The organism is Sporichthya brevicatena (genome assembly GCF_039525035.1).
Lineage (GTDB): Bacteria > Actinomycetota > Actinomycetes > Sporichthyales > Sporichthyaceae > Sporichthya > Sporichthya brevicatena.
Window position 1 is genome coordinate 157,791 of the sequence record NZ_BAAAHE010000007.1, and the last position, 23,777, is coordinate 181,567.

The 23,777-nt window shown below is 70.9% G+C and carries 25 protein-coding genes; 19 read left to right on the top strand and 6 right to left on the bottom strand.

What is annotated here, in order from left to right; translation table 11 throughout:
* From ABD401_RS03895 to ABD401_RS03930, 8 genes are all read left to right on the top strand, one after another.
* Positions 1-180, top strand: a complete 180-nt coding sequence (locus ABD401_RS03895) for a ferredoxin (protein WP_344601802.1) — start codon at positions 1-3, stop codon at positions 178-180.
* Complete coding sequence (locus ABD401_RS03900; RefSeq protein ID WP_344601804.1) at positions 177-1,217, top strand: beta-ketoacyl-[acyl-carrier-protein] synthase family protein; 1,041 nt, start codon at positions 177-179, stop codon at positions 1,215-1,217. Before ABD401_RS03895 ends, ABD401_RS03900 begins: the two co-directional genes overlap by 4 nt.
* Positions 1,214-1,696, top strand: a complete 483-nt coding sequence (locus ABD401_RS03905; RefSeq protein WP_344601806.1) for a Zn-ribbon domain-containing OB-fold protein — start codon at positions 1,214-1,216, stop codon at positions 1,694-1,696. The genes ABD401_RS03900 and ABD401_RS03905 overlap by 4 nt, the downstream gene beginning before the upstream one ends.
* Positions 1,693-2,433, top strand: coding sequence for an SDR family oxidoreductase (locus ABD401_RS03910; protein ID WP_344601808.1), 741 nt, complete (start codon positions 1,693-1,695; stop codon positions 2,431-2,433). Before ABD401_RS03905 ends, ABD401_RS03910 begins: the two co-directional genes overlap by 4 nt.
* Positions 2,423-3,595, top strand: a complete 1,173-nt coding sequence (locus ABD401_RS03915) for a thiolase family protein (protein ID WP_344601810.1) — start codon at positions 2,423-2,425, stop codon at positions 3,593-3,595. The genes ABD401_RS03910 and ABD401_RS03915 overlap by 11 nt, the downstream gene beginning before the upstream one ends.
* Before the next feature lie 112 nt (positions 3,596-3,707).
* The gene (locus ABD401_RS03920) at positions 3,708-4,619 is read left to right on the top strand and encodes a VOC family protein (protein ID WP_344601812.1); all 912 of its coding nucleotides are present in this window, start codon (positions 3,708-3,710) and stop codon (positions 4,617-4,619) included.
* Complete coding sequence (locus ABD401_RS03925) at positions 4,616-6,424, top strand: FAD-dependent oxidoreductase (protein WP_344601814.1); 1,809 nt, start codon at positions 4,616-4,618, stop codon at positions 6,422-6,424. Before ABD401_RS03920 ends, ABD401_RS03925 begins: the two co-directional genes overlap by 4 nt.
* Positions 6,421-7,707, top strand: a complete 1,287-nt coding sequence (locus ABD401_RS03930; protein ID WP_344601816.1) for a phytoene desaturase family protein — start codon at positions 6,421-6,423, stop codon at positions 7,705-7,707. Before ABD401_RS03925 ends, ABD401_RS03930 begins: the two co-directional genes overlap by 4 nt.
* 13 nt (positions 7,708-7,720) lie before the next feature.
* Here ABD401_RS03930 and ABD401_RS03935 read toward each other — a convergent pair whose 3' ends face one another.
* The gene (locus ABD401_RS03935; RefSeq protein ID WP_344601819.1) at positions 7,721-8,485 is read right to left on the bottom strand and encodes an SDR family NAD(P)-dependent oxidoreductase; all 765 of its coding nucleotides are present in this window, start codon (positions 8,483-8,485) and stop codon (positions 7,721-7,723) included.
* Positions 8,482-9,222: a hypothetical protein gene (locus tag ABD401_RS03940; RefSeq protein WP_344601822.1), complete on the bottom strand. Its 741-nt coding sequence runs from the start codon at positions 9,220-9,222 to the stop codon at positions 8,482-8,484. The genes ABD401_RS03935 and ABD401_RS03940 overlap by 4 nt, the downstream gene beginning before the upstream one ends.
* 133 nt (positions 9,223-9,355) lie before the next feature.
* Here ABD401_RS03940 and ABD401_RS03945 point away from each other — a divergent pair, with 133 nt between their 5' ends.
* Complete coding sequence (locus tag ABD401_RS03945; RefSeq protein WP_344601824.1) at positions 9,356-9,985, top strand: TetR/AcrR family transcriptional regulator; 630 nt, start codon at positions 9,356-9,358, stop codon at positions 9,983-9,985.
* Here the strand turns inward: ABD401_RS03945 and ABD401_RS03950 are convergent.
* Together ABD401_RS03950 and ABD401_RS03955 are read right to left on the bottom strand one after the other, a co-directional pair.
* On the bottom strand, positions 9,963-11,180 hold the full coding sequence (locus tag ABD401_RS03950) for a CoA transferase (protein ID WP_344601827.1): 1,218 nt from the start codon (positions 11,178-11,180) through the stop codon (positions 9,963-9,965). The genes ABD401_RS03945 and ABD401_RS03950 overlap by 23 nt on opposite strands.
* Positions 11,177-12,157 (bottom strand): hotdog family protein, encoded by a 981-nt coding sequence (locus ABD401_RS03955; protein ID WP_344601829.1) that lies wholly within the window; start codon positions 12,155-12,157, stop codon positions 11,177-11,179. Before ABD401_RS03955 ends, ABD401_RS03950 begins: the two co-directional genes overlap by 4 nt.
* 57 nt (positions 12,158-12,214) lie before the next feature.
* On the opposite strand from ABD401_RS03955, the gene ABD401_RS03960 reads away from it, so the two are divergent.
* From ABD401_RS03960 to ABD401_RS03970, 3 genes are all read left to right on the top strand, one after another.
* Positions 12,215-12,733 (top strand): nuclear transport factor 2 family protein, encoded by a 519-nt coding sequence (locus ABD401_RS03960; RefSeq protein ID WP_344601831.1) that lies wholly within the window; start codon positions 12,215-12,217, stop codon positions 12,731-12,733.
* A gap of 68 nt (positions 12,734-12,801) precedes the next feature.
* Positions 12,802-13,242, top strand: coding sequence for a VOC family protein (locus tag ABD401_RS03965; RefSeq protein ID WP_344601832.1), 441 nt, complete (start codon positions 12,802-12,804; stop codon positions 13,240-13,242).
* A gap of 17 nt (positions 13,243-13,259) precedes the next feature.
* On the top strand, positions 13,260-14,084 hold the full coding sequence (locus ABD401_RS03970; protein WP_344601833.1) for a mycofactocin-coupled SDR family oxidoreductase: 825 nt from the start codon (positions 13,260-13,262) through the stop codon (positions 14,082-14,084).
* Between the two features lie 21 nt (positions 14,085-14,105).
* Here ABD401_RS03970 and ABD401_RS03975 read toward each other — a convergent pair whose 3' ends face one another.
* Complete coding sequence (locus ABD401_RS03975; protein WP_344601835.1) at positions 14,106-15,845, bottom strand: PEP-utilizing enzyme; 1,740 nt, start codon at positions 15,843-15,845, stop codon at positions 14,106-14,108.
* A gap of 23 nt (positions 15,846-15,868) precedes the next feature.
* On the bottom strand, positions 15,869-16,579 hold the full coding sequence (locus ABD401_RS03980; RefSeq protein WP_344601837.1) for a TetR/AcrR family transcriptional regulator: 711 nt from the start codon (positions 16,577-16,579) through the stop codon (positions 15,869-15,871).
* A gap of 159 nt (positions 16,580-16,738) precedes the next feature.
* Here ABD401_RS03980 and ABD401_RS03985 point away from each other — a divergent pair, with 159 nt between their 5' ends.
* The 7 genes from ABD401_RS03985 (at position 16,739) to ABD401_RS04015 (ending at position 23,770) form a co-directional block, all read left to right on the top strand.
* The gene (locus ABD401_RS03985) at positions 16,739-18,094 is read left to right on the top strand and encodes an aldehyde dehydrogenase family protein (protein ID WP_344601839.1); all 1,356 of its coding nucleotides are present in this window, start codon (positions 16,739-16,741) and stop codon (positions 18,092-18,094) included.
* Positions 18,091-18,861, top strand: a complete 771-nt coding sequence (locus ABD401_RS03990; protein WP_344601841.1) for an SDR family oxidoreductase — start codon at positions 18,091-18,093, stop codon at positions 18,859-18,861. The genes ABD401_RS03985 and ABD401_RS03990 overlap by 4 nt, the downstream gene beginning before the upstream one ends.
* A gap of 230 nt (positions 18,862-19,091) precedes the next feature.
* Positions 19,092-20,375: a hypothetical protein gene (locus ABD401_RS03995; RefSeq protein ID WP_344601843.1), complete on the top strand. Its 1,284-nt coding sequence runs from the start codon at positions 19,092-19,094 to the stop codon at positions 20,373-20,375.
* Complete coding sequence (locus ABD401_RS04000) at positions 20,375-20,662, top strand: hypothetical protein (RefSeq protein ID WP_344601847.1); 288 nt, start codon at positions 20,375-20,377, stop codon at positions 20,660-20,662. The genes ABD401_RS03995 and ABD401_RS04000 overlap by 1 nt, the downstream gene beginning before the upstream one ends.
* Entirely contained in the window at positions 20,659-21,111 is a 453-nt protein-coding gene (locus tag ABD401_RS04005) for a hypothetical protein (protein ID WP_344601849.1), read from the top strand. Before ABD401_RS04000 ends, ABD401_RS04005 begins: the two co-directional genes overlap by 4 nt.
* Positions 21,108-23,042: a branched-chain amino acid ABC transporter permease gene (locus tag ABD401_RS04010; RefSeq protein WP_344601851.1), complete on the top strand. Its 1,935-nt coding sequence runs from the start codon at positions 21,108-21,110 to the stop codon at positions 23,040-23,042. Before ABD401_RS04005 ends, ABD401_RS04010 begins: the two co-directional genes overlap by 4 nt.
* Positions 23,039-23,770: an ABC transporter ATP-binding protein gene (locus ABD401_RS04015; RefSeq protein ID WP_344601853.1), complete on the top strand. Its 732-nt coding sequence runs from the start codon at positions 23,039-23,041 to the stop codon at positions 23,768-23,770. Before ABD401_RS04010 ends, ABD401_RS04015 begins: the two co-directional genes overlap by 4 nt.
* The last annotated feature ends 7 nt before the right edge of the window (positions 23,771-23,777 follow it).

Genomic DNA, 23,777 nt, shown 5'->3' on the forward strand with positions numbered 1-23,777 from the left:
GTGGTGGACCGCACCAGATGCGCGAGTGTGTCGATGTGCCTTCAGTTGGCACCGGGGGCGTTCGAGCTTGACGCCGAGGGGATCTCGACCTTCGTACCCGGGCCGGACGTGGATGAATGGGAGCTGAACGAGGCCGCCGAAGGGTGTCCGAACAGCGCGATCACGGTGGTGGTCGCGTGACCCGCCCGGTGTACGTGGCGGGGTCCGCCGTCACTCGCTCGTGGGCCGACGCTACCCGCAATCTCACGGAGTCGATCTTCGACGGCGTGACCGCTGCGATGGCCGACGCCGAGCTCACCATGGCGGACGTCGACGGCGTGGTCCTCTCGGCGCACGACCTCACCGACGGGCGTGGTCTGACCAGCATGGTGACGGCGCCGGCCGCGGGCGCATATTTGAAGGACGAGGTCCGCCTCGGCGACGACGGCGCCTCCGCCCTGGCGCTCGCCGCGGCGCGCATCCGCGGCGGTCATTCCGACGTCTGCGTGGTCGCGGGCTGGGGCCGCGCGAGCGAAGGGTCGCCGAACGACATCGCCCGCCAGCTCTTCGATCCCTTCACTGCTCGGCCGTTCGGTCTCACTGAACTGTCGGTGTCCGCAATGCGAGCGGCCGCGGCGCTACGAGTCTTCCCGGACTACGAGCGTTGGCGTGACGAGGTGGCATCACGGCGAGCCGGCCTACCGGCCCAGCGCGTGGCGACCGGGCCCTACCCGCTGCGAACCTCCGACCTGCCGGTCTGGAGCGACGTGGTCGCCGCAGTCGTCCTCACCGCGGAGCCGCGCTCGGTCCAGGTGCGGGGTTTCGGCATGTCGACGGAGCCATACGACATCGGCTCCCGTGACCTGGTGGGAATGCCTGCCCTGGCGCAGGCCGGTGACCGCGCCCTGACGATGGCCGATGTGCTGATCGAGCAGGTGGACGTCCTGGAGATCGACGGCCTGACCACGTTCGACGAGGCCCTCGGCCTTGAAGCACTCCGCGCCGCCGCTCCCGGTGCTGGCATGAAGCTGCTCGCGCTCTCGCCCGACGTCAACGCCGACGGTGGTTGCGCGGCCGGCTACTGCGCCCCGGCAATGGGCCTGGTCCGCGTCTCACGGGCCCACCAGGCGCTGTTGGCCGGCGACCGGCGCTTCGCCCTGGCCACGGGGTCGTCCGTCGTGGCCGCCCAAACCCAAGCCGCAATCATCCTCGGCCGCACCGGAACGGACCGGACATGAACGTCTTCACACCGACCGACGAAGCACCACTGGTCACCATCCCGGGCGAGTGGAACTTCGGATACCACTACTTCGCCGGCGAGATGGCGAGCCGCTTCTTCCACGAGCTGAGGAACAAGCGGATCGTGGGGTCGATCTGCCCATCCTGCCGGCGTGTGCTCGTGCCGGCCCGCGGGTTCTGCGACGCCTGCTTCGTTGCAGCGACCGAGCTCCGCGAGGTCGGTCTTCACGGCACGGTGGAGACCTTCACGATCCTGACCGAGCCGTTCCCCAAGCTACCGGAACCGCCGCTCGTCGTCGGACTGGTCCTTCTGGACGGAGCGGACAGTGCGGTCCTGAACGCGATCACCGGCGTGGACCTCGACGACCTCGACGCCGCCGCGAAACTGCTGCTGTCCGGACCGCGCGTCCGTGTCGAGTTCCGCGACGAGTGCGAGGGTCGGATCACCGACTTCCACTTCGTGTTGGACGAATCGTGAGGCCACCCGGGGCGGTCGCCGTCGTCACCGGTGCCGCGGGCGGACTGGGCCAGGCGATCACCGCTGCTCTGGTCGGGGACGGCGTGCATGTCGCGGCCTTGGACGTGGCCGAGGACCCGCTGAAGGACCTGACGGATACTCACCCAGGTTCGGTCAGTCCCTTCGTCACCGACATCACCTCCTCGGACCAGGTGCGCGAGACCGTGCGACGTGTGGCCGAGGTCGGGCCGCCGCTGATCCTCATCCACAATGCCGGCCTGATCTTCGGTGCCGGTCGCATCGAGGACATCTCGGCCGACCTGTGGTCCGACGAGTTCGCGGTCCACACGACCGCGGCGCTGCTGCTCACCCAGGCAACACTGCCCGCGATGAGGGCCGCCGGTTGGGGTCGCATCGTGCACGTCTCGTCGATCGCCGCGTCGATGGGCGACTTCGGGCACGGAGCGTACGCCGCGAGCAAGGCGGCATTGTCCGGTCTGGCGAAGACGACGGCGCTGGAGGGTGCACGGCACGGCATCACTGCCAACTGTGTGCTGCCAGGTCTCGTCGACACCCCGGCCTTCCAGCAGTTTCCGGAACAGTTGCGGACGCGGATCGAGGTCACCACGGCGATACGGCGGCCCGGCCGACCCGCCGAGGTCGCAGCGGTTGTGGCGTTCCTCGCGAGCCCGGGTGCCTCCTACCTCACAGGCCAGGACATCACTGTCGACGGGGGGCTGGGTCTCTATGTCTTCTGACGAGATCGCCGTCATCGGGGTCGGTCAGTCCGCCTACGCCCGCAACCTGGGCGCATCGACCCCGGACCTGGTTTTCGAGACCGTCAACCGGGCTCTCGTCGACGCCGGAATCACCATGGCTGACGTCGACGTCGTCGTCGGCGGCTTCGCCCCCGACGGCTTGGCGGGTGAGGCGTCGCCCGACAAGAGCTTCCTGCCGGCCGCGGGTTCGGTGGGGCGGGCGAGCTTCCGCGTGAACACCGGCGGCGCCACCGGCATCGGAGCCGCGTTCTCCGCGATGGAGTGGCTCGAGGGCGGGATGGGCGACGTCGCCGTCGTCGTCGCGGCTGAACGCATGGCGCAGGCCGTGACGGTCCCGGCGATCTTCAACTCGATCTTCGACCCGGTCTACGAACGGGACACGGGACTGTCGACGCTCTCGATGTGCGCCATGCGCGCCACGCGGATGATGAAGCTCTGGGGATACACCCGCGAGCAGTGGGCCTCGGTGTCTGTCCGCAACTACGCGCACGCCCTACGGAATCCCTACGCGCAGATTCGTAAGCGAATCACGGTGGACGACGCGCTGAACTCCCGCATGCTCGTGTGGCCGATCGCGCAGTACGACGCGTGCCCGATCTCCGAGGGCGTCTGCGTCGTCGTTCTCGCACGGGGTGCTGCGGTCGGGCGGAGCTCGCGCCCCGTGGCGTGGGTACGTGGGCGAGGCAGCACCTCGGACACCTACGAGATGGGGGACCGCATCGGTCGGCCGGAGGGCGATCTTGTCGAGCTGTTGTCGTTGCAGCGTTCCGCCGACCGGGCCTACGCGCAGGCCGGGATCTCCTCCGGGCACGACGCACAGGTGATCGAGGTGCACTCGCCGTTCAGCAGTGCGGAGACCATGGCGTACATGCCGCTGAAGTTGTGCCAGGCGGCGGACGGGCCGGAGTTGGTCGCTTCCGGGTTCGGGGCATGGGGGACCGCAACGGTGCTCCAGCCCTCCGGTGGACCGCAGACCGCGAACCCGGTCGGCGCGACCGCGCTCGTCCGGCTGGCGGAGTGCGCGGAACAGGTTCGCGGTACGGCCGGCGAGCGGCAGGTGCCGGGTGCGCGGATCGCCATCGCCACCGGCCAGGGCGGCGCCAGCCAGTTCTCCACCTGCACCGTGCTGTCCGCGAACTGAGGCTTGCGCACGCCGGCCCGGGTGCATTCCCGCCCACCGGAACGCGCACGCTCACCGCCGTCGCATCGGCCGCAAGATTCCCTCAGGAGCCACACTCAGGAGGCAGACGCTCATGCACGTCGTCAGCAAGTTCGGCTACCTCACCCTCGGGGTCCAGGACATGGACGAGGGCGTCGACTTCTACCAGCGGATCGCGCGACTCAACCTGACCAAACGCGATGGCAGCAGCGCGTTCCTCTCGGGTGGCGAGGAGCACCACTGGGTGCGCCTCGAGGAGAGCTCGCAAGCCGGCGCGATCCGGCTCGCCTACGAGGTCGTCGACGAGGACACCTTGACCGCCATTGCGAAGCAGCTCGCAGAGCGAGGAATGAGCTACACGGAGGGCGGCGACTACCGCACCGACGCGGTCGGGCGTTGGCTGCGTTTCGTCGATCCGGGCGGCATGGAGATCGAGCTCTACGTGTCGATGATGGCGCGCGGTGTTGCGGCTCCCGCGATGGGCGTGAACCTCGAGAAGTTCGTGCACGGCGGCATGATGGTCGCCAACTACGACGAAACGCTCTCGTTCTATCGCGAGGTTCTCGGGTTCAAGATCTCCGACCAGATCTCGAACATGGTGACGTTCCTCCGTTGCGGCGACCGGTACCACCACAGCCTGGTCCTGATCCGTTCGCCGCAGAACAAGCCGAAATTCGACCACTTCTGCGTCGAGGTGGAGTCGATCGACGACGTCATGCGTTTCCGCAGCAACGCCGTCCGCAATCAGGTGCCGCTGCGCACCGACCTGCTCCGGCATGCGCCTTCCGGTTCGATCGGCGTGTACGTCGAGGACCAGGCGCGTGGCCTCGCCGTCGAGTTCTGCACCGGTCACCCGCAGGTCGACGACGAGACGCACTGCGCACGAGTGCTCCCGATGTCGTTGGAGACGGTCGACATCTGGCAGTCGCCGCTGCCCGAACCGGCACCCACGCCGGCCCTGGTGCCGATGGTCGGTGCTCCGCCGGCAGTGGCGGGCGCGCAGTGACTGCGCCGATCGCCCTGAAGGAGGCCAGCCTTTCCGAACTGGCTGACGTCGATGCCGGCGGCATCTTCGACGAGTGGTTGAAGCATTTCGCCGCTGCAGTCGCGAGCGGATCCGCCGAGCGCATCGCCGCCCAGTTCGCTCCGGACGGCTACTGGCGCGACCTCTTGGCCTTCACGTGGGACTTCCGGACCCGGTCCGGTCGTGAGGACATCGCCGCCGGCTTTGCGGAGACGTTGGAGCGGACCGCACCGCAGGCCGTCCGTCTTGCGGCCGAGCGAATGGCGCCGCGCGCAAGCAAGTACCTCGGCCAGCCTGTGGTCGAGGGATACGTCGACTTCGAGACCGCGGTGGGCCACGGCACGGCCTACGTGCGGTTGCGTCTGCCGGAGGGATCCGAACGTGCGCTCGCCTGGGTGGCGCTCACGACGCTGCAGAGCCTGACCGGTCACGAGGACCGCGTCGGGGAGCGCCGCCCCACCGGCACCGAGTTCTCCTGGGAGTTCGGCGGCGACAACTGGCTCGATCTGCGCAACAAGGAGATCGAGTACAGCGACCGTGACCCGCAGGTGCTGATCATCGGCGGCGGGCAGGCCGGTCTCGCGCTCGGCGCCCGACTCAAGCAGTTCGGTGTCGACGCGCTGCTGGTCGAGAAGAACCCCCGGATCGGTGACAACTGGCGCAACCGCTACCACTCATTGACGTTGCACAACGAGGTCTGGGCGAACTCACTGCCGTACATCCCGTTCCCCGCGACCTGGCCCACGTTCCTGCCCAAGGACAAGCTCGCCGGCTGGCTGGAGTACTACGCCGAGGCGATGGAGCTCAACGTCTGGACCGGCACCGAGCTGCTGCGTGCCTCCTTCGACGAGGAGACCGAGCGGTGGAGTGCCACTGTCCGCCGCGCCGACGGGACCGAACGAACCCTGGCGGTGCCGCACCTTGTGTTCGCCACCGGCGGCGTCAGCGGACGGCCGAAGATGCCCTCGATGCCCGGCCTGGAGAATTTCGCCGGCGAGGTCGTCCACTCCAGTGGGTTCTCCAGCGGCACGTCCTACGCGGGCAAGAAGGCCATTGTGGTCGGGGCCGGGAACAGTGGCCATGACGTCGCGCAGGACCTGCACGCCAACGGCGCCGCGGAGATCACGATGATCCAGCGGGGACCGACGGTCGTCGTGAGCCTGCTGCCGAGCGGAATCCTCGTCTACTCGCTCTACCGCACCGGCCCCGCCGAGGACATCGACTTCATCACCGCGGCGAACCCGTACGACCTGCTGGTGCAGAGCTATCGGTGGCTGACCAAGCGGACGAGTCAGTACGACTCCGAACTGCTGGAGGGTCTGCAGAAGGCCGGGTTCAAGGTCGGCTTCGGCGAGGACGACACCGGTTTCCACATGCAGTACCTGCGCCGCGGCGGTGGCTACTACATCAACGTCGGCTGCTCCGAGCTGATCATCGACGGGAAGATCCGCGTCGTGCAGGACGAGAACGTCGGCACCTTCGACCGCGACGGGCTCGTGCTCGCCGACGGCGAGAAGCTCGACGCCGACCTGGTCGTGATGGCCACCGGCTACGACAACATGCAGGAACAGATCCGCTGGTTCTGCGGTGATGCCGTCGCGGACCGCGTCGGGCCCGTCTGGGGATGGGACGACCAGGGCTTCATGCGCAACATTTGGCGTCGGACGCCGCAGGACGGGTTGTGGGTCATGGGTGGCGGACTCAACGAGTGCCGGCTGTACTCGCGGTTCCTGGCCGTACAGATCACCGCGGCGCTGGAAGGCATCCTCCCGGAGCGTGCGTCATGACGGACTTCGACGTCCTCGTCGTAGGTTCCGGCATCGGTGGTCTGGCCGCGGCCGCCTCGTTGGCCCACGCGGGCAAGTCGGTGCTGGTGGTCGAGACCCACGAGCGCGTCGGGGGACGCGGGTCAACGGTCGAGATCGACGGTTTCAAGGTCAGCACCGGAGCCGTCGCGTTGGAGCTCGGCGGACCGATGGAGGATCTGTTCCGCTCGGTCGGCGCCCCCTACGACGTCCGCCGGCCGAACGAGCCGGCTCAGTGCGTGCAGTTCCGCGGTCGCCTGTACAACACCACGTCGCGGCCGGCGCGGCTCCTGATCGACTCAGGGCTGCGCCGCGTGGGCCGACGGCTCACCCGCGGCTGGGACGGTCCTCCGCAGGGCGACGACCCGACGTTCGAGCAGTGGCTCTCGCGTTTCCCGGTGGGTAGGACTGTGCGCCGTCTCGGGCGCAACGTCGCCGCCGGGGTCTTCTCGGTCAACAGTGACGAGGTCTCCGCCCGGGCGATGCTCACTTACGTCACGCAGAAGAGTTTGTTCCGTGACTACGGGTTCCCGCCCGCGGGCACGATCGGCCCCATGCAGGAACTTGCGGCCGTGGTCGAGCGCCGGGGCGGCGAAGTCTGGCTGTCGTCGTCGGTGCAGAGTCTCGACGTCCGGGACGGGCTCGTCCGTGGGGCATCCGTGCGCCGCGGTGACGAGATCGTGACGGTGACCTGCCGGGCCGTCGTGAGCAACGCCGGGCCGACGGCGACGATCCAGCTCTGCGGAGACAGCGCCCTGCCGGCCGACTACGTGTCGCTGGTGAAGGAGAAGGTGCAGCCGGCGCCCATGTTCGCCGTCACCTTCGCCTCGCGACGGCCGGTCGCGAAGCCGGCCGGGATCGTGTTCTTCGCCGACACCGAGCGCGTCTGCGCGTTGGCGCACCTGACCTCCGCATGCCCCGAGGTGGCCCCGCCCGGTTGGCACCTGTACGTCGCCTACGCGGTCCCCGTCCCTGCGATGTCGCCCTTCGACGAGGACGCGGAGCGGGCTGCCGTTCTCGCGGAACTCGACCGCGAACTCGACGGCTTCGGCGAGGCCCGGATCTTGGCCGCCCCGCTGTTGGCGGGGGACTGGCCGGCGCAGCGCGTCGTCTCCGGGTGCGAGATCGACTCGGCCACCCCGATCCCGAACCTCTGGAACGTCGGCGACGCCACTCGCGCCTACGGCGACGGAGGGCTGCAGGGCTGCGCCACGAACGGCCGCGAGGTGTCGACCCGCGTCCTCGCCTACCTCGGACGCCGGTAGCCCGTGCGCCGGCTCAGAGCATCGTGCTGCCGCCGTTGATGCTCAGCACCTGACCGGTGGTGAAGCCGGATTCGTCGGAGGCGAGGTACGCGGTGAGAGCAGCGATCTCCTCCACGGTGCCGGCGCGGCCGGCGGGGATGACGGCCAGAACCGCGTCCAGCGTCGCCCGCATCGCCGGGTCGGTCGCGGCGGCCGTCTCGAAGGCGTCGTAAGCCTCGGTCCGCGTAGCGGACGGGGCGATGGCGTTCACCGTGATCCCGTCTGAGGCGAACTCCCGGGCCCAACCGGTGGTGAGCCCGTGGACACCACCCTTGGCCGCGTTGTAGATCGCGTGCCAGTCGAGTCCGTTGCGGACCGAGTCCGCGCCCATGTTGATGATGCGGCCGTATCCGGCGGCCTTCATCAGGGGCAGAGCCTCGAGAGAGCAGTAGATCGTCGTCCAGAGATTGCGATCGATCGTCGCGCGCAGCGTCTCCTCGGTGTGCGACAACGTCGGCCGGATGACACCGCCGCCGGCGTTGTTGACGAGGATGTCGACCCGGCCGTAGCCGTCGCGGCAGGTGGCGATCAGTCGCGTCGCGTTCTCGCGCACGGAGAGGTCCCCCACGAAGACCAGGGGCGTGATCGGAAGGTCGGCCGCCACCTTCTCGACCAGGTCCCCGTCGATGTCGGCCAGCACCAGGCGCACACCCTCGTCGGTGAGGCGGCGTGCGATGGCCTTGCCGATCCCGACACCGGCGCCGGTGACGATTGCGGTCCGTCCAGGGGCGAATTTCATGCGGTCTGCTCCACGAGTGCGGGGACGTCTGCCGTGCGGAGGGCCGGCAGGTCGGCGCGTCGGATGGAATCGAACGTCATGACGGTCATGACGAGGATCCAGATGAAGAACGCGATGGCAGGGAGAAAGAAGGCGACGAGCCCGTTCCAGGCGAAGGGCCCGTCGTGGAAGTACGCGAGCGCGCCGCCCGGTAGGTAGAGGACGGCGCACCAGACGCTGAAGTACGCAACCCAGCGAGGGTAGGCGGGGGATTCCCGCGTGTCGGTCAGGATCGCGAGCGTCACGCCGAGGTTCCAGACCACGAACATGATGAACGGCATGATCGCGAAGATGAAGCCGGCGTCGACGAGCATCTGGGTCAGCTCAGGATCGCGCTCGGGGCGGAAGCAGGCAACGACCCAGAACATCATCGCGACCAGGATGACGGCGGTTGACGTCGCGGCAGCCGCGATCTGTACCCACTCATTGACCGGTCGTCGACCGTCGCGCACGCGCGTCTGGGCGGCAACTACCGCGGCGAACGGCACCCAGAGCATCGTTCCGACGATCATGATGAGTGCCCCGGTCCGGATGGCGTTGCGTCGCTCTCCAAAGGTCTCGGCGGCCTCGGCGGCCGAGTGGCCGGGGGAGAACGGGGGCAGGAACTGTGCGAACCCCACCCAGCCGACGAAGAACGCCACAATGGAGAGCACGCCGCCCCAGAGCCAGAACTGCTGCGTGCGTCGGTCCAGGTCCACGGAGTCTCCTTCCCGAGCCCGGCCCCGGCACGGTACGCGCGCGGCGCTGGCGTTGACCTGTCGTGGTTCCGGACGGCGGAACGATGTGGACGGCGTGGCGGTCCGGATACGGCACGTCTTCTAGGGTCTGCTCATGGCTGAGCAGACCCGAGTTCGACGCCGGCGCCCGAGCGCAGAGGTGCGGACTGCGATCCTCGCCGCAGCGGAGGAGTTGTTCGCCGAACGGGGATTCCCGGGCACCAGCACCAAAGCGATCGCCGAGCGCGCGGAGGTGTCCGAGGCGTTGGTGTTCACGAACTTCGGTACCAAGGCGGCATTGTTCGAGGCCGCGGTCATGGACCGCTACGAGGCGTTCGTCGAAGCTTTCATGGCGGAGGTCGCGAAGGGCGAACTCGAGCAGTACACGACCGCGTTCGACCTCGTGCACAGCTTCGTCGAGGCGTTCGCCAAGTTTCTGACCGAGAATCGCAGCATCGTGCTGTCCTACCTGGACTACTACCGACTCGCCGCGGACGATTCGTCGGGCCCGGCGGCGAACTTCGCGCTCGCGCTGGTCGATCTGGAGCAGTTGCTGACCCGACGTGGGCCGGAGCTGGGACTGCGCGTGACCGACACCCGGTTGGCTGTGCGCGCGATCATCTCGATGGTGCTCGGCCTGGTGCTGCACGAGGACTTGATGTTCTCGGGCGTCCGCCGCCCGGCCCGTGCGCGCATGCTTCGCGAGATTACTGATCTCGTCGTCAGCGGTCTGGTGGAACGCTGACCGCCACCGTGCCCTCCTGCTCGAGCCGGCCGATCTCGGCGGTGGTGAGGCCGAGGACCTCGGAGAGAACCTCCTCGGTGTGTTCGCCGAGGAGCGGGGCGCGGCGGACGGGCTGGCGGGGGAGGCCGGAGAACTCCAGAGGAGTTCCGGGCATCAGGTAGGACCCGACGCCGGGGTGCTCGACGGTCTCCCACATCGGGCTGGCCTCGGAGCACCGGGGGTCGTCGGCGACCAGCTGGGTGAAGGTCTGGTACGGGCCCCAGGAGACGCCGGTGCCGTCGAAGAGCTCACGGAGCTCGGCGAGGGTGCGCGCGCCGAACCAGGGACGGAGGATGGCGGCGATCAGGTCGCGGCCCTCGTACCGGCCCGACTCGGTGTCGAGGTCGAGACCGGTCGCCTTCGCGATCTGGTCGAAGGCTTTCTGCTGGCCCGTCACCTCGCGCAACGCGTTCCACTGACGGCTCGTCAGTGCGACGACCATGACGCGCCGGCCGTCGGCCGTCGCGAAGTCGTGCCCGAACGCGCCGTAGAGGTAGTTCCCGTCCTTGTCCTGGTCCCGTCCGCCGAGCTGGGCCTCGGCGACGCGGCCGAGGTGCCCCACCATCGCGAACGCGACGTCGGAGAGCGCGAGCCCGATCAGCTGGCCCTCGCCGGTCCGGGAGCGGTGCCGGTCGGCGGCGAGCAGCCCGGTGGCGGTGAGCCCGCCCATCGCGACGTCCCACGTCGGCATCAGTGAGTTCGCGGGCTCGGCCAGGTTGCGCGGACCGGAGGCGAGCGGGAACCCGGTCGCCGGATTGACCGTGTAGTCGACCTCGCTCGTGCCGTCCCGGTTGCCGGTGAGCGCGACCATCACCAGGTCCGGCCGGTGCTCCCGCATCCGCTCGTAGGACAGCCACCCGCGGGCCGGGAAGTTCGTGATCAGGTTGCCCGCCTTCGCGACCAGCCCGGTCACGAGCTCGCGCCCGGCCTCGCTGCGCAGGTTGACGCTGACCGACCGCTTGCCCTTGTTCATCCCGGCCCAGAACAGGCTCTGCCCGCCCGGCGCCAGCGGCCACCGCTGGTAGTCGAGCCCGCCGCCGATGTCGTCGAAGCGGATGACGTCCGCCCCGAGCTGCGCGAGCGTCATTCCCCCGAGGGGCGCGGCGACGAACGCCGAGCCCTCGATCACCTGAAGACCTTCCAGAACCCCGCTCATGGCATCAACCCCACCGCTCGCCAGTCCAACACCGCACGCGGGGTCTCCTCCCCGGGGGAGAGCGCCGCGCTCCGCGCCCGGAAGTGGACGAGCCCGCCGTCGGCCAGGGGCTCCAGCTCCTCGAGCGTGACCTCGGTCCGCAGCAGGTCGCCCTCGAACGTCGGCCCCGTGTGGTCGCAGGAGTGCCAGGCCAGCACCGTCGCGAGGTCCGGCAGCAGCCGCGTCACGTGCCCGAGCGCGATCGCGATGACGTGCCCGCCGTAGACCAGCCGCCGTCCGTGCGCCCCGGCGGTCGCGTCGGTGTGCGTCATCGCCATGTTCAGCGTCAGCCGCGCGAGCTCCGGTGCGCTCGTCACCGTCTCGCCGGCGACGATGCGATGGGTCCCGGGCGTGAGGTCGGCGAAGAGCGGCCCGAGGGGCTCCGTCCGGAGCGGGGCCAGGTTCCACGACGACGGCACCAGCGCGGCGACGTCCACCGGACGGCCGACCGCGTCGAGGTCGGCGTCGTGCTGCGGCGGTTCGGCCGTGCGTGCCGGGAGCAGCGGGCAGCGCCAGAAGTCGAGCACCGGGGTACCGTCGGAGTCGGTCGTCGTGCATCGCAACGCCGCGATGCCGCGCCCGCGTGAGGCGGTCTTGAGGGCGACGACCTCGGTCCGCGTCCGCAGCGTCGTGCCGACGGGGACCGGCCGTGCGGCCAGGCCGCGGTAGAAGAGGTTGCCGAGGACGCGGCCGCTCGGTGCCGTCGACTGCCCGATCGCGACGTCGCACACCAGCGCCGGGTGGGCCAGCAGCCCCGGCGTCCCGGTGACGGCCTCGAACAGCGGCGAGTCGAGCGCCAGTCGGAGGCGATCACCCGTGATGGCCTGGTGCAGGGCGGCGTGCCCCGGGGTGAGGGTCAGCCCGGGCGCGGAGAAGACGTCGCCGACGGACAGGTCGTCGAAGAACGGCGGGCCGACCTCGGCCTCGGAACTCATCAATCCTCCAAGCTGTCTGGACAGTATGTCCGCATCGGTCGTGGCCGACACACTGGGGGCATGACTTCCGTGGACACTCTGGAGCAGAACATCGCGATCGTTCGGGAGTACTTCTCGGCACTCAATGATCGCGACCTCGATCGGGCCGTTCGCTGCTGGGTGCCGTCCGGCGGCGTCGAGGCCGTCCCCGGCAACCGGGGCCTGCCCGTGCCGGTCGGCCTGCGCGGCTTCTTCGGCTCGCTCTTCGACGCGATGGGCGAGTGGAAGCTTGAGGTCCTCGAGACCACAGCCCAGGACGACCGGGTCTGTGTGCACTGGCGTGCCCAGGCGGCCTTCACCGGGCCGGGCCGCTTCGACGGCTTCCTCCCGACCGGCGCCGGCGGTGAGGTCCAGGGCCTCGACCAGCTCACCGTGCGGGACGGCCTCATCGTCCGCAACGACGCCTACTTCGACGCGATGGAACTCGGCCGCGCGATCGGCCTCATGCCCCCGGCCGGCAGCCCGCCGGACAAGGGCATGAAGGGCATGGTCAACCTGCAGACGCGGGTCAAGGGCCTCCTGGCGAAGCGGAAGAAGTAGGCACGCGCCGCGGTCTCCGATCGCACCAGTTCCCGTGGCGACGGGACGCCGGCGTCTAGCGTCGGCCCATGGCGTTCTTCCAGATCACGATCGACTGCCTCGACCCGCCGGCGCTGGTCCGGTTCTGGTCCGTGGCCCTCGGCTACACGCCGGTCCCGCCGGCGGAGCCGGACACCCCGTGGAACCGGCACTACCGCGGGCGGCTCGGTGCCGGCGAGTCGTTCGACAACCGGCTCTTCGATCCGGAGGGGCTACGACCCCCGATCTGGTTCCAGCAGGTGCCCGAGCCCAAGGCCGGGAAGAACCGGGTGCACCTCGACGTGTACCCGACCGCTCGCGACGACTCGTTGACGCAGGGCGAGCGGGTCGCCAGGGTGGACGCGCGGGTCGACGAGCTCGTCGCCCTCGGCGCCGCCGTGCAGTGGCGGGACCGGGACGACGACCCCGCCGACCCGTACTACTACGTCGTCCTGCAGGACCCCGAGGGCAACGAGTTCTGCGTCAGCTGATTGCGAAGGAGCGTCAGATGGGTCGTCTCACCGGCAAGGTCGCGTTCATCACCGGAGCCGCCCGAGGGCAGGGGCGGTCACACGCGCTCCGGCTCGCGGAGGAGGGCGCGTCGATTCTCGGCGTCGACCTGTGTTCGCAGATGGACTCGGTCGGCTACCCGATGGCGACGCCCGACGATCTCGCCGAGACGGTGAAGCTCGTGGAGGAGCGGGACGCCCGGATCGTCGCCACCCAGGCCGACGTCCGCGACGCCGGCGCCCTGCGACAGGCCGTCGAGTCCGGCGTCGCCGAGCTCGGCCGCCTCGACATCGTCGTGGCGAACGCCGGCATCTTCCCCGGCATCGGGGCGGTGTCGAAGACCGGGCAGGCCTTCGACGACGTCGTCGACGTCAACCTCACCGGCGTCTACAACACGGTCGAGGCCGCGATGCCGACCCTGATCAGCCAGGGCCAGGGCGGCAGCATCGTGCTCACGTCGTCCGTCGCCGGCCTGTCCGGGCGGCTGAACATCCCCGACAACGCCGGGATGATGGGCTACATCGCCGCCAAGCACGGCGTCGTCGGGCTGATGCGCACGTACGCGAACATGCTCGCCCCGCACAGCATTCGCGTGAACAGCGTCCACCCCGGCGCGGTCAACACCCCGATGATCGTCAACGAGGGCTTCGGCGAGCTCGCGGCGGCGTACCCCGACGAGCTGTCGAAGCTGGCTCACGCGATGCCGGTCGAGATGCTCGAGGCCCTCGACATCAGCAACGCGATCCTGTGGCTCTGCTCCGACGAGGCCCGCTACGTCACCGGCGTGACGCTGCCGGTGGACGGCGGGTTCATGGTGATGTAGGGCGGGACTGCTGAGGCAGCGTCAGGCCTCGATCACCGTCACCGCGCCGGTCGTGCCGTCGACCTCGAGCAACGCGCCGTCCGGGATCCGGACGGTGGCGTCGATCGCGGAGACGACGCACGGGATGCCGAGCTCCCGGCTGACGATCGCGGCGTGGGAGAACGGTGCGCCGACGTTGACGACGACCGCCGACGCGCCGACGAACAACGGCGTCCACGACGGGTCGGTGATCGGGGCGACGAGCACGTCGCCGGGCTCGAAGTCGTCGGCCGCGTCCGGGTTCAGCACGATGCGGGCCCGGCCGCGAGCGACGCCCGGGCAGCCGGAGACGCCGGTGAGAACCTCGCCGGCCGAGAGGCGCGCGGCGGTGTGCGCGTCGCGGCGCTCCCACTCGGTGTAGTCCGCCGGCTGGCCCGCGACGACGAACGGCGGGATGTAGTTGAACAGGTCGAGGTAGACGCGCTCCCGCTCGGCGAGGGTGTCCGTGAAGGCCGCCGGGTTCTCGACGTACGCGGGCAGCTCGTCGGCGAACAGCATGAAGATGCGCTTGGGCTCGGGCAGCGCTCCGGCGGCCGTGCCCCGGCGGCCGAGTTCGAGCGACGCCAGCCGCAGCTCGTGGATGAGCATCGCGGCCGACGTCCGTTGCCGCTCACGTGCGCGCACCCACAGCGCGGCCGCATGCAGTGCGGCCTCGAACTGCGGCAGGGCCTCGTTCCCGGCGAGCGCCTCGCGGATCCCGGCGGCCGCGGCCTCGCGCTCGGCGGCACGCTGCGCGTTCTTCGCCTCCGGAGCCTCGTCGTCGGAAACCAGGCGCAGACGCTCGATCATCGACAGCGCGAGTTCGGGGTCGGTACTCCACGTCTCGGCGCGGATCTCCCACTCGCTCTGCCCGCGGAAGTCCCACTCGTCGAGGAACGACTCCAGGTCGACCCGGAACGCCTTGGCGTCCACGGAGTCCAGCGACTGCAGACGGCCCATCAGACCGGAGACACCCGCGTCGAAGGCGGCGGTCAACTCGGCGTTCGCGCGGACCTTGCGCGAGAGCGCCCACATCCCGCGCGAGGCGCCCGCGGAGTCGACGTCACCGATGCCCGCGACGAGGGTCAGCGAGAGCTCCGGCTTCCCGATCGCCGCACACAACTGCGCGACCGCGCCGAGCCCGACGCCGGAGGCAAGGCTCGCGACGATGTGGTTGCAGAAGAAGTGCCGCAGGTCGTCGTTGAACGAGGTGATGCGGGCGGCGAGGTCGGCGTCGGACAGCGTCGTCAGGTCCGGGCGCGTACGGCGGATGTCCAGCACGCGGGCACGGTCGGCGTCGAACGGCGCGAGGTCGGTGGCCCCGAGGACCTGCCCGACCAGCCACGCGCCGGCCTTCTCCGAGGCGGCAGCGTCGGAGTCGAAGTCGCGCTTCTCCGACTCGTACGAGGGGATGCCGGGCATGTCTCCGAAGTACTGCAGGTCGACGGCCTCGGGCGTGAAGCCGGGGACGCGTACACCGAACAGCCGCATCAGCGACATGTTGATGTAGATGTAGCTGCCGAACATGATGATCGGGTTGTGCGGGATCGCCGCGTCGTAGAGGTCCTGGTTCCACGCGCCCGTCGCGACGTACGCGTCGCGCCAGCCCTTCTCCAGGTTCGCGAAGAACCCGGTCGAGGCGTTCAGCGGCGTGATGGGGTCCGGGAAGATCTCGCCCACGTTGGCCCGCGAGGTGAGCGGGAAGACGGTCGACGCGGTGTCGTTCAGCGGCCAGGCGTGCACGGGTCCTCCTGGGACGGGACGGACTACTTCTTGGCGGGGGGCTTCTTGTTCGCTGTCTTGGGGTTCGCTGTCCTGGTGTTGGCTGCCTTGCGGGGGACCGGCGGGAGCGCCCGGTGCCAGACGTCGCCGATGACGCGGGCGATCCGCTGGATCTCCTCGTCGCGGGGCGTCCGGTCGGGCAGGCCGATCTGGACGTAGGCGACCTGCTCGACCATCGCGCCGAGCACCGCCGCCAGCTGAGGGAAGTCGCCGTCACCGATGCGCCCGTCGGCGTGCAGCCGCTCGAGCCACCCCTGGGTGCGGGCGACGAAGTTGCTGCGCAGCTGCAGCCACAGCTCGTCGAAGCCGTCGCTGCGGACCGCCGCCGCCTCACGCATGACGCGCAGGATGTGGCGGTGCCGGCTGTACGTGCGCAGGTAGAGGACGGTGTCGGCGGCGAGCGCGTCCGCGTCGGTGTGGTCCTGCAGTCCGGCGCGCGCCTCCAGCAGGTCCTCGAGACCGGGCTTGAGTGCCTCGAGGAAGATCTCGCGCTTGGACTCGAAGTGCCGGTAGAAGTTGCCCTGCGAGACCCCGGCACGGGTGACGATGTCCTGGATCCGCGTGCGCTCGTAGCCGTACTCCCCGAAGCACGCGGTGGCCGCGTCGACCAGCTGGGCCCGGGTGCGGCGGCCGCGGGCGTTGCCCGGCTTCGGCGTCGGATCGGAGACCGCAAGCGCCAGGACGTCGGACTCCACGCGACACCTCCCGGACGGCTGACGGCGCCGCGGAATGCGACTGCCGAGTCACACCATACGGATCGGAGCCGGTCGGGGGAACCCCTTCCGGAAGGTTCCAGGACTGGTCTTGCCTGGTGGCGACCAATGTGATTCGCTCGTCGCAAACAAGGGAGTCCCGTGGACGAGATCCAGGTGATCAGCCCGGTCGACGGCTCCGTCGTCGCCGCCGTCGCGGAGACGGAGCCCGCCGGCGTGCGGACGACGGTGGCTGCCGCGCGCGCTGCGGCCCCGGCCTGGGGCGACGTGCCGGTGGCGGACCGCGCGGCGATCCTCGACCGCTGGGCCCAGGCCGTCCTCGACGCCGGTGACGAGATCGCCGCCGTGACGTCGGCCGAGATGGGGATGCCCCTCGCGCTCGCGCGGGTGACGCAGGTCGAACTCGTCGCCGCCGTCCTGCAGAACACCGCTGCGGCGGCGCGCGACTTCCCGTGGCTGCAGAAGCACGACGGCTTCGAGGTGCACCACGTGCCCGCCGGTGTCGTCGCCGCCATCACTCCGTGGAACTTCCCCGTCTACCAGTGCGCGACCAAGCTCGCGCCCGCGTTGGCGGCCGGGTGCGCCGTGGTGCTCAAGCCGAGTGAGCTCGCCCCGACCGGGCCGACGCGGTTCGTCGAACTCGCGATCGCGGCCGGTGTCCCCGCCGCCGTGTTCGGCCTCGTGCACGGGCGCGGCCCGACGGTCGGGGAGACCCTCGTGACCGCGGACGGCGTCGACGTCGTGTCGTTCACCGGATCGGTCGCGGTCGGCTCGAAGGTCGGCGCGCTCGCGGGTGCGGCCATCCGGCGCGTGGCGCTGGAACTCGGGGGCAAGAGTGCGGCGGTGGTGCTCGACGACGTCGACCTCGACGAGGTGATCCCGCGCGCGGTCCGAGCGGCGTTCGTGAACAGCGGCCAGGCGTGCAACGCCCCGACGCGCTTGCTGTATCCCCGCGCGTCGGCGGATCGGGTCGAGGCGCTCGCGGCCGCCGCGGCGTCCGCGCTCCGGGTCGGCGATCCGAGCGATCCCGCGACCGACCTCGGGCCGCTGGTCAGCGCCGCGCAGTACGAGCGGGTCCGCGGGTTCGTCGACCGCGCGATGGCGGCGGGCGCGCGCCCGCTCGGGCCGGTCGCCGAACTGGCGCCGCCGTACTGTGCGCCGGTCGTGCTCGCGGACGTCGAGCGGGACGCCGAGGTCGCGCGCGAGGAGGTGTTCGGGCCCGTGCTCGTCCTGCTCCCGTACGACGACGACGCCGACGCGATCGCGGTGGCCAACGACACCGACTACGGCCTGTCCGCGGAGATCTGGGGTGCGGACCCGGCGCGGATCGCCGCGATCGCCGCGCGTCTGAGGGCGGGTCAGGTGAAGGTCAACGGCGTCCGGACGCGGACCCGTCCCGGCGCCCCGTTCGGCGGGTTCGGGAAGTCCGGCGTCGGCCGCGAGCTCGGTGAGTGGGGCCTGCTGGAGTTCTGCGAGGTCAAGGCGGTGCTGGCGTGAGCAGGTATCTCGTCACGGGCGCGGGTTCCGGGATCGGGCAGGCGCTCGCGACCTCGCTCATCGCCGCGGGGCACTCGGTGGTGGGTGTCGACCGTGACGTCACCGGGGTGCCGGCCGGCTGCGAGCGCGTCACGCTCGACCTGACCGACACCGCGGGCATCGACGCCTTCGCCGCGGGCATCGGCGCGCTCGACGGCCTCGCGAACGTCGCCGGGGTACCGGGCACCGAGGCGCCGGACGTCGTGCTGCGCGTCAACTTCCTCGCCGCGCGCCGGCTCACCGACGCGGTGACGGGCCGGATGTTCGCCGGTTCCTCCGTCGTGCACGTGACCTCGCTGGCGGCGCGCCGGCCCGGGGTCGAGGACGACGTGGCGTGGTCTCTGGTCGACGCCGGCGACGACGAGGTGCTCGCCTTCGCCGCGGCCCAGGGCGTCGACGGGTCAGCGGCGTACGACCTGTCGAAGAAGCTGCTCGTTCTGCACGCCCGTGCACGCGCGGCGGCCCTGCTCGGCTCGGGCGTCCGCGTCAGCGCCGTCAGCCCGGGCCCGATCGAGACCCCGATCCTCGGCGACTTCCGTGTCTCCATGGGCGCGAGCGTGGACGGGTCCGCCGACGTCGTCGGCCGTCTCGGCCGCCCCGAGGAGGTCGCGGCCGCCGTCGCCTTCCTCCTCTCGCCCGCCGCGTCCTGGGTCAACGGCGTCGACCTCGAACTCGACGGCGGCCTCCTCGCGGCCCGCGCCCTCGCCGCCCGCTCCGCCCCCGCCTGACGGGCCCCGCCTGACCGCCCACCTCGGCCGACGTCAAGAAAGGGTGACACCCCTTACTGCGCAGTAAGGGGTGTCACCCTTTTTTGACATCAGCGACGCAGGAGTCACATCGACTGTTCGGGCTGTGCGTGGCGGGTGCGCGGAAACAGGCGCGAATTTGGCGGTTCGACCCCTTGTGATCCGGAGCGCACCGGCTTAGTTTGTGACAGTCACGTCACAAAGGAGATCGCGTGAAGCTGCTCGTCGGGATCGCCGTGGCCACCGGGGTCGCCCTGTTCGGCGTGGCCCCGCTCGCCGCGGCCGACGTCACGCCCGGGGGAAGTTACGACGGGACCGCCGTCGCCTACGGCAACCTCGTCACGGCGACGAACCCCTCTGTCCCGCTCGGTCTGAGCCTCGAGCAGTCGGCCCCGGAGTCGCGGGTCCGGCTGACGTCGCTGGGGGAGTCCTCGGCGCTCGCGGCCGGTCCGTACCTCGGTGACTCCGCCACCGGCATCGCGTTCAGCCAGGCCGGCGGCAAGGGACTGGGCGGCCTGGACTTCCCGCTCGTCGCGGTCACCTCGGCCGGTGACAAGCCGAAGGACGTCACCGCCCCCGGCGTCGACCTGCACGCCGAGAGCGGTGTGAACCTCGCGGCCGCGCGGGCCGCCCTCGGCACCGGAGCGAACCGGGCCGCGACCGACGCCCGCGTCGAGCGCGTCACCGGCGGTACGTCCGCCTCCGCCTCCTCGCTCATCGACACCGTCGTGCTGTTCGACAAGCTCCTCATCTCCGGTCTGCGGTCCTCGGCCGAGACCGTCGCCGACGACAGCGGCAACCGCACCCGCCGCGGCACGTTGAGCATCGGCCGCCTGACGGCGCGGGGCATCACGATCACGGTCCCACCGGAGTCGCCGCTCGGCGCCGGCGCGCAGATCACCGGCCCGGACCTCGGCTTCGTCGACGGCCAGTTCTTCCTCGAGGTTCCGGGCGCACCGAAGAACTCCGTGCCCGTCGACGCGGCGGCCGTCGCGGACGCGTTCCGGGCGGTCGGCCTCACGATGACGTTCGCCAAGGCCGTCGAGACCGACACCGGGATCATCTCCCCGTCGCTCACGATCTCCGGCGTCCTGCCCGCGCCGCCGGAGAACCCCCAGGTCAACGGCGAGACCCCCGTCAGCGTGACGCTCGGGCGCACCGCGGCCTCGGTGACCGTCCGCCCGGCCGCCGCGATCCCCGCCCTCGCGCCGGCGACGGGGACCACTCCGGCCGCCACGACTCCCGACACCACCCCGGCGGTCGACAACGCCGCGCTGCCCGGTCTGATCCCTGACGCTGCGTCAGGTGCGACGGTCCCGACCGTCGACCTCGGCACCGCCCCGGCCGCGGGTGACCGCGCCGCCCTCACGAGCGCGTCGTACGCGCACCCTGACCTCGCCCCGGTCTACCTGGCCCTCGGACTGGCGGCGGCGGTGGCGATGGGTGCCGCCGGAATCGTCCGATCGATGAGCGTCTCCCGCGGAAAGGGTGTCTGATGGGGTTCCTCAGCTGGCTGCGGGTCCAGTGGGACCGCGCGGCCGCGGGCGCGGCGTTCGTCGCCGGGCTGGTCGCGCTCGTCCTCGGCTGGATGGGGATCAGCGACGCCCTCTACGTCGTCGAGCAGCTGCCGTACCTGATCTCCGGCGGTCTCGTCGGGCTCTTCCTGCTCGGGCTCGGCGCGGTCCTGTGGATCTCGGCCGACCTGCGGGACGAGTGGCGCGAGCTCCGCGCCCTCCGCGAGCTGCACGCCGAGCGCCTGCCGCACCTCGCGGAGCACCGGTGACCGTCCTCCCTCCCGAGCACCGCGCGCCCTACCTGGGCCCGGCCGGCGCCTGGACGCGCGGCACCGCCGTCGCCTCCGTCGCGCTCGCGGCGCTGTCCGCCGTCGGCGTCACCGCGGCGTGGGTCGGTGCCAGCGGGCGGACGCACATGGACGACGTCGTCCCGTTCCTCGTTCTCGGTGTCGTGGCCTTCGCCGTCGGCGGTCTCGCGGGCGCGGTCTGGCTCGGTGGCGGGCTGCGGAGCATCCGCGCGGAGCGGGTCGCGCTGCGTCGCCGCCTGCTCGCGATGGACCTCGGCCGCGTCGAGGTGGTCGCCACCGCTGACGTCCGCGTCATCGGACCGGGCATGACGAAGGTGCACCGCCCGGACTGCGAGTACGCCCGTGGCAAGGAGGTCGCCGAGGTCCCGGCGGACGCCGAGGTCCCCGAGTGCCGGGTGTGCGCGGCATGAACGACCTGCTGCCCTACGTCATCTTCGGCGTCACCGCCGGCGCGATCTACGGCCTCTCGGCGATGGGTCTCGTCCTCACCTACAAGACCTCGGGCCTGTTCAACTTCGGCCACGGTGCCGTCTCGGCCGCGGCGGCGTTCGTCTTCTACAGCCTCCACGTCGAGAAGGGGCTGCCCTGGCCGCTCGCCGTGCTCGTCGTCGCGGCGGTGTTCGGCCCGCTCGCCGGCCTGCTGCTCGAGCGCATGGCCGCGGTCCTCGCCGACGTCCCGGTCACGTACAAGATCGCCGGCACCGTCGGCCTGCTCGTCGGCCTCCGCGGCCTGATCGAGCTGGTCTACGGACCCGAGGCGAAGACCCTCGCGCCGTTCCTGCCGCAGGGCACCGCCTTCTCCGTCGACGGCGTGCGCGTCACGGTCGAGAACCTCATCACCGTCGGCGTCGGGGTCGCGGCGGCCGTCGGCCTCTACGTGCTCTTCCGCGTCTCGAAGCTCGGAGTCGCGATGCGCGGCGCGGTCGACGACTCGATGCTGCTCGACATGACGGGGTACGACCCCGCCACCGTGCGCCGCATCAGCTGGATGATCGGCGGGGTCTTCGCCGCGGTCTCCGGCGTCCTGTTCGCGAGCGCGCAGGGCCAGCTCGACGTGGACGTCCTCTCGCTCCTCGTCGTCCAGGCCTTCGGCGCCGCCGCGATCGGACGCTTCGCCAGCCTGCCGCTCGCGTTCGTCGGCGGCATCGGCATCGGCGTCGTGCAGAAGCTGGTCAGCCAGCAGGTCGTCGACTACCCGGCGCTCACCGGCCTCGACCTGAACGTCCCGTTCCTCGCGCTCTTCGCGATCCTGCTGTTCACCCCGCGCGGCAAGCTCGTCGAGGTCGGCCGCTCGGTGAAGTCGCGCGCCGTCCCGGTCAGCCGGTTTCGCGTGCGCACCCACGTCGCCGGTTATGGCCTCGCGCTCGCGGTGCTTCTCGCGATCCCGACGCTGGTCGGCGCCAAGCAGCCGGTGTGGAACCTGGCGATGGCTCAGGTCCTGCTGTTCCTCTCGCTCGGTCTGCTGGTCCGCGTCTCCGGCCAGATCTCGCTGTGCCAGGTCGGGTTCGCCGCCGTCGGCGCCGCTGCGTTCGGGCACCTGCTCGGCCGCGGCGTCCCGTGGCTGCCGGCGCTGCTGGTCGCGGGTCTGATCACGATCCCGGTCGGCGCGTTCGTCGCGATCCCGGCGATCCGCCTGTCCGGCCTCTACCTCGCGCTGGCGACGTTCGGCTTCGGTGTCTTCCTCGCGCAGTTCTTCTACACCAAGGACTACATGTTCGGCTTCGGGCAGAAGCTGCAGACGCACCGCCCGGCCGGCTTCGAGTCCGAGGAGCGCTACTACTACGTGCTGCTCGCGGTGGCGGTCGCCGGCTCGCTGGTCGTCGCGGTCGTCGAGCGCAGCCGCCTCGGCCGTCTGCTGCGCGCGCTCTCGGACTCCCCGACCGCGCTGGTCACCCTCGGCGTCAGCACGACGGTGACGCTGGTCCTCGTCTTCTGTCTCTCCGCCGCGATGGCCGGCGTGAGCGGCGCGATGTACGCGGGCCTGTTCGGCTCGGTCGGCGGGTTCGCGTTCCCCTTCACCGCCTCGCTGATCGCGCTCGCGGTCCTCACCATCTCCGGTCGCGCCACGATCCCGGCGGCGTTTCTCGCGCCCGTCCTGCTCTACGTGGTCCCGGCGTACCTGGAGGGGGAGCGGACGGGCTCGGCGATCCAGGCCCTGTTCGGCTTCAGCGCGATCGTCGCCGCCGCGGCGTCGCAGGGCGGCCTCGACCGCTGGTTCGGCGCGCGGGCCGTGGCGTCCGCCGAGCGCCGGCGCGGCCCCGCCGGCCTGGCCGGCAACCTGCCCGGGCGCAAGCCGCGTCCCCGGACCACCCGCGCCCGGACGGCGGTGACCTCGGCATGAGCGACGGACTGTTCCGCCTGCGCGGCATCCGGGCCGGCTACGGCGCGACCACGGTGCTCCGCGGTGTCGACCTGACCGTGCCGCCGCGGAGCGTCGTCGCGTTGCTCGGCGCGAACGGCGCCGGCAAGACGACCCTGCTGCGCGCTGCCTCGGGCGTGATCGGCCTGTCCGCGGGCCGCCGGACCTTCGACGGCGAGGACCTCACCACAGCGACCCCGCACCAGCTCGCGCGCCGCGGCATCTGCCACGTGCCTGAGGGTCGTGGGGTCTTCGGCAGTCTGACGGTGCGTGAGAACATCCGCCTCCAGGCGACGAAGGGCAGCGAGTCCGAGGCGTTCGACCGCGCGGTCTCCGCCTTCCCGCGTCTCGGCGAGCGAATGAACCAGCTCGCCCGGACGATGTCCGGCGGCGAGCAGCAGATGCTCGCCCTCGCCCGGGCCTACATCCAGCGGCCGCGCGTCGTCCTGCTCGACGAGGTGTCGATGGGCCTCGCGCCCCGCATCGTCGACGAGATCTTCGAGTTCCTGCGTCGCCTCGCCGCGGAGGGCGCGAGCCTGCTCATCGTCGAGCAGTACGTCCAGCGCGCCCTCGAGGTGGCCGACGCGGTCTACCTGCTGAACAAGGGTCAGGTCTCCTTCGCCGGCGAGCCGTCCGAGCTCGACGGCGAGGACCTGTTCACCAGCTACGTCGGCGGCAGCGTCGGCAGCGCCGATCGAGTTTCCGCTTAGGAGCGAC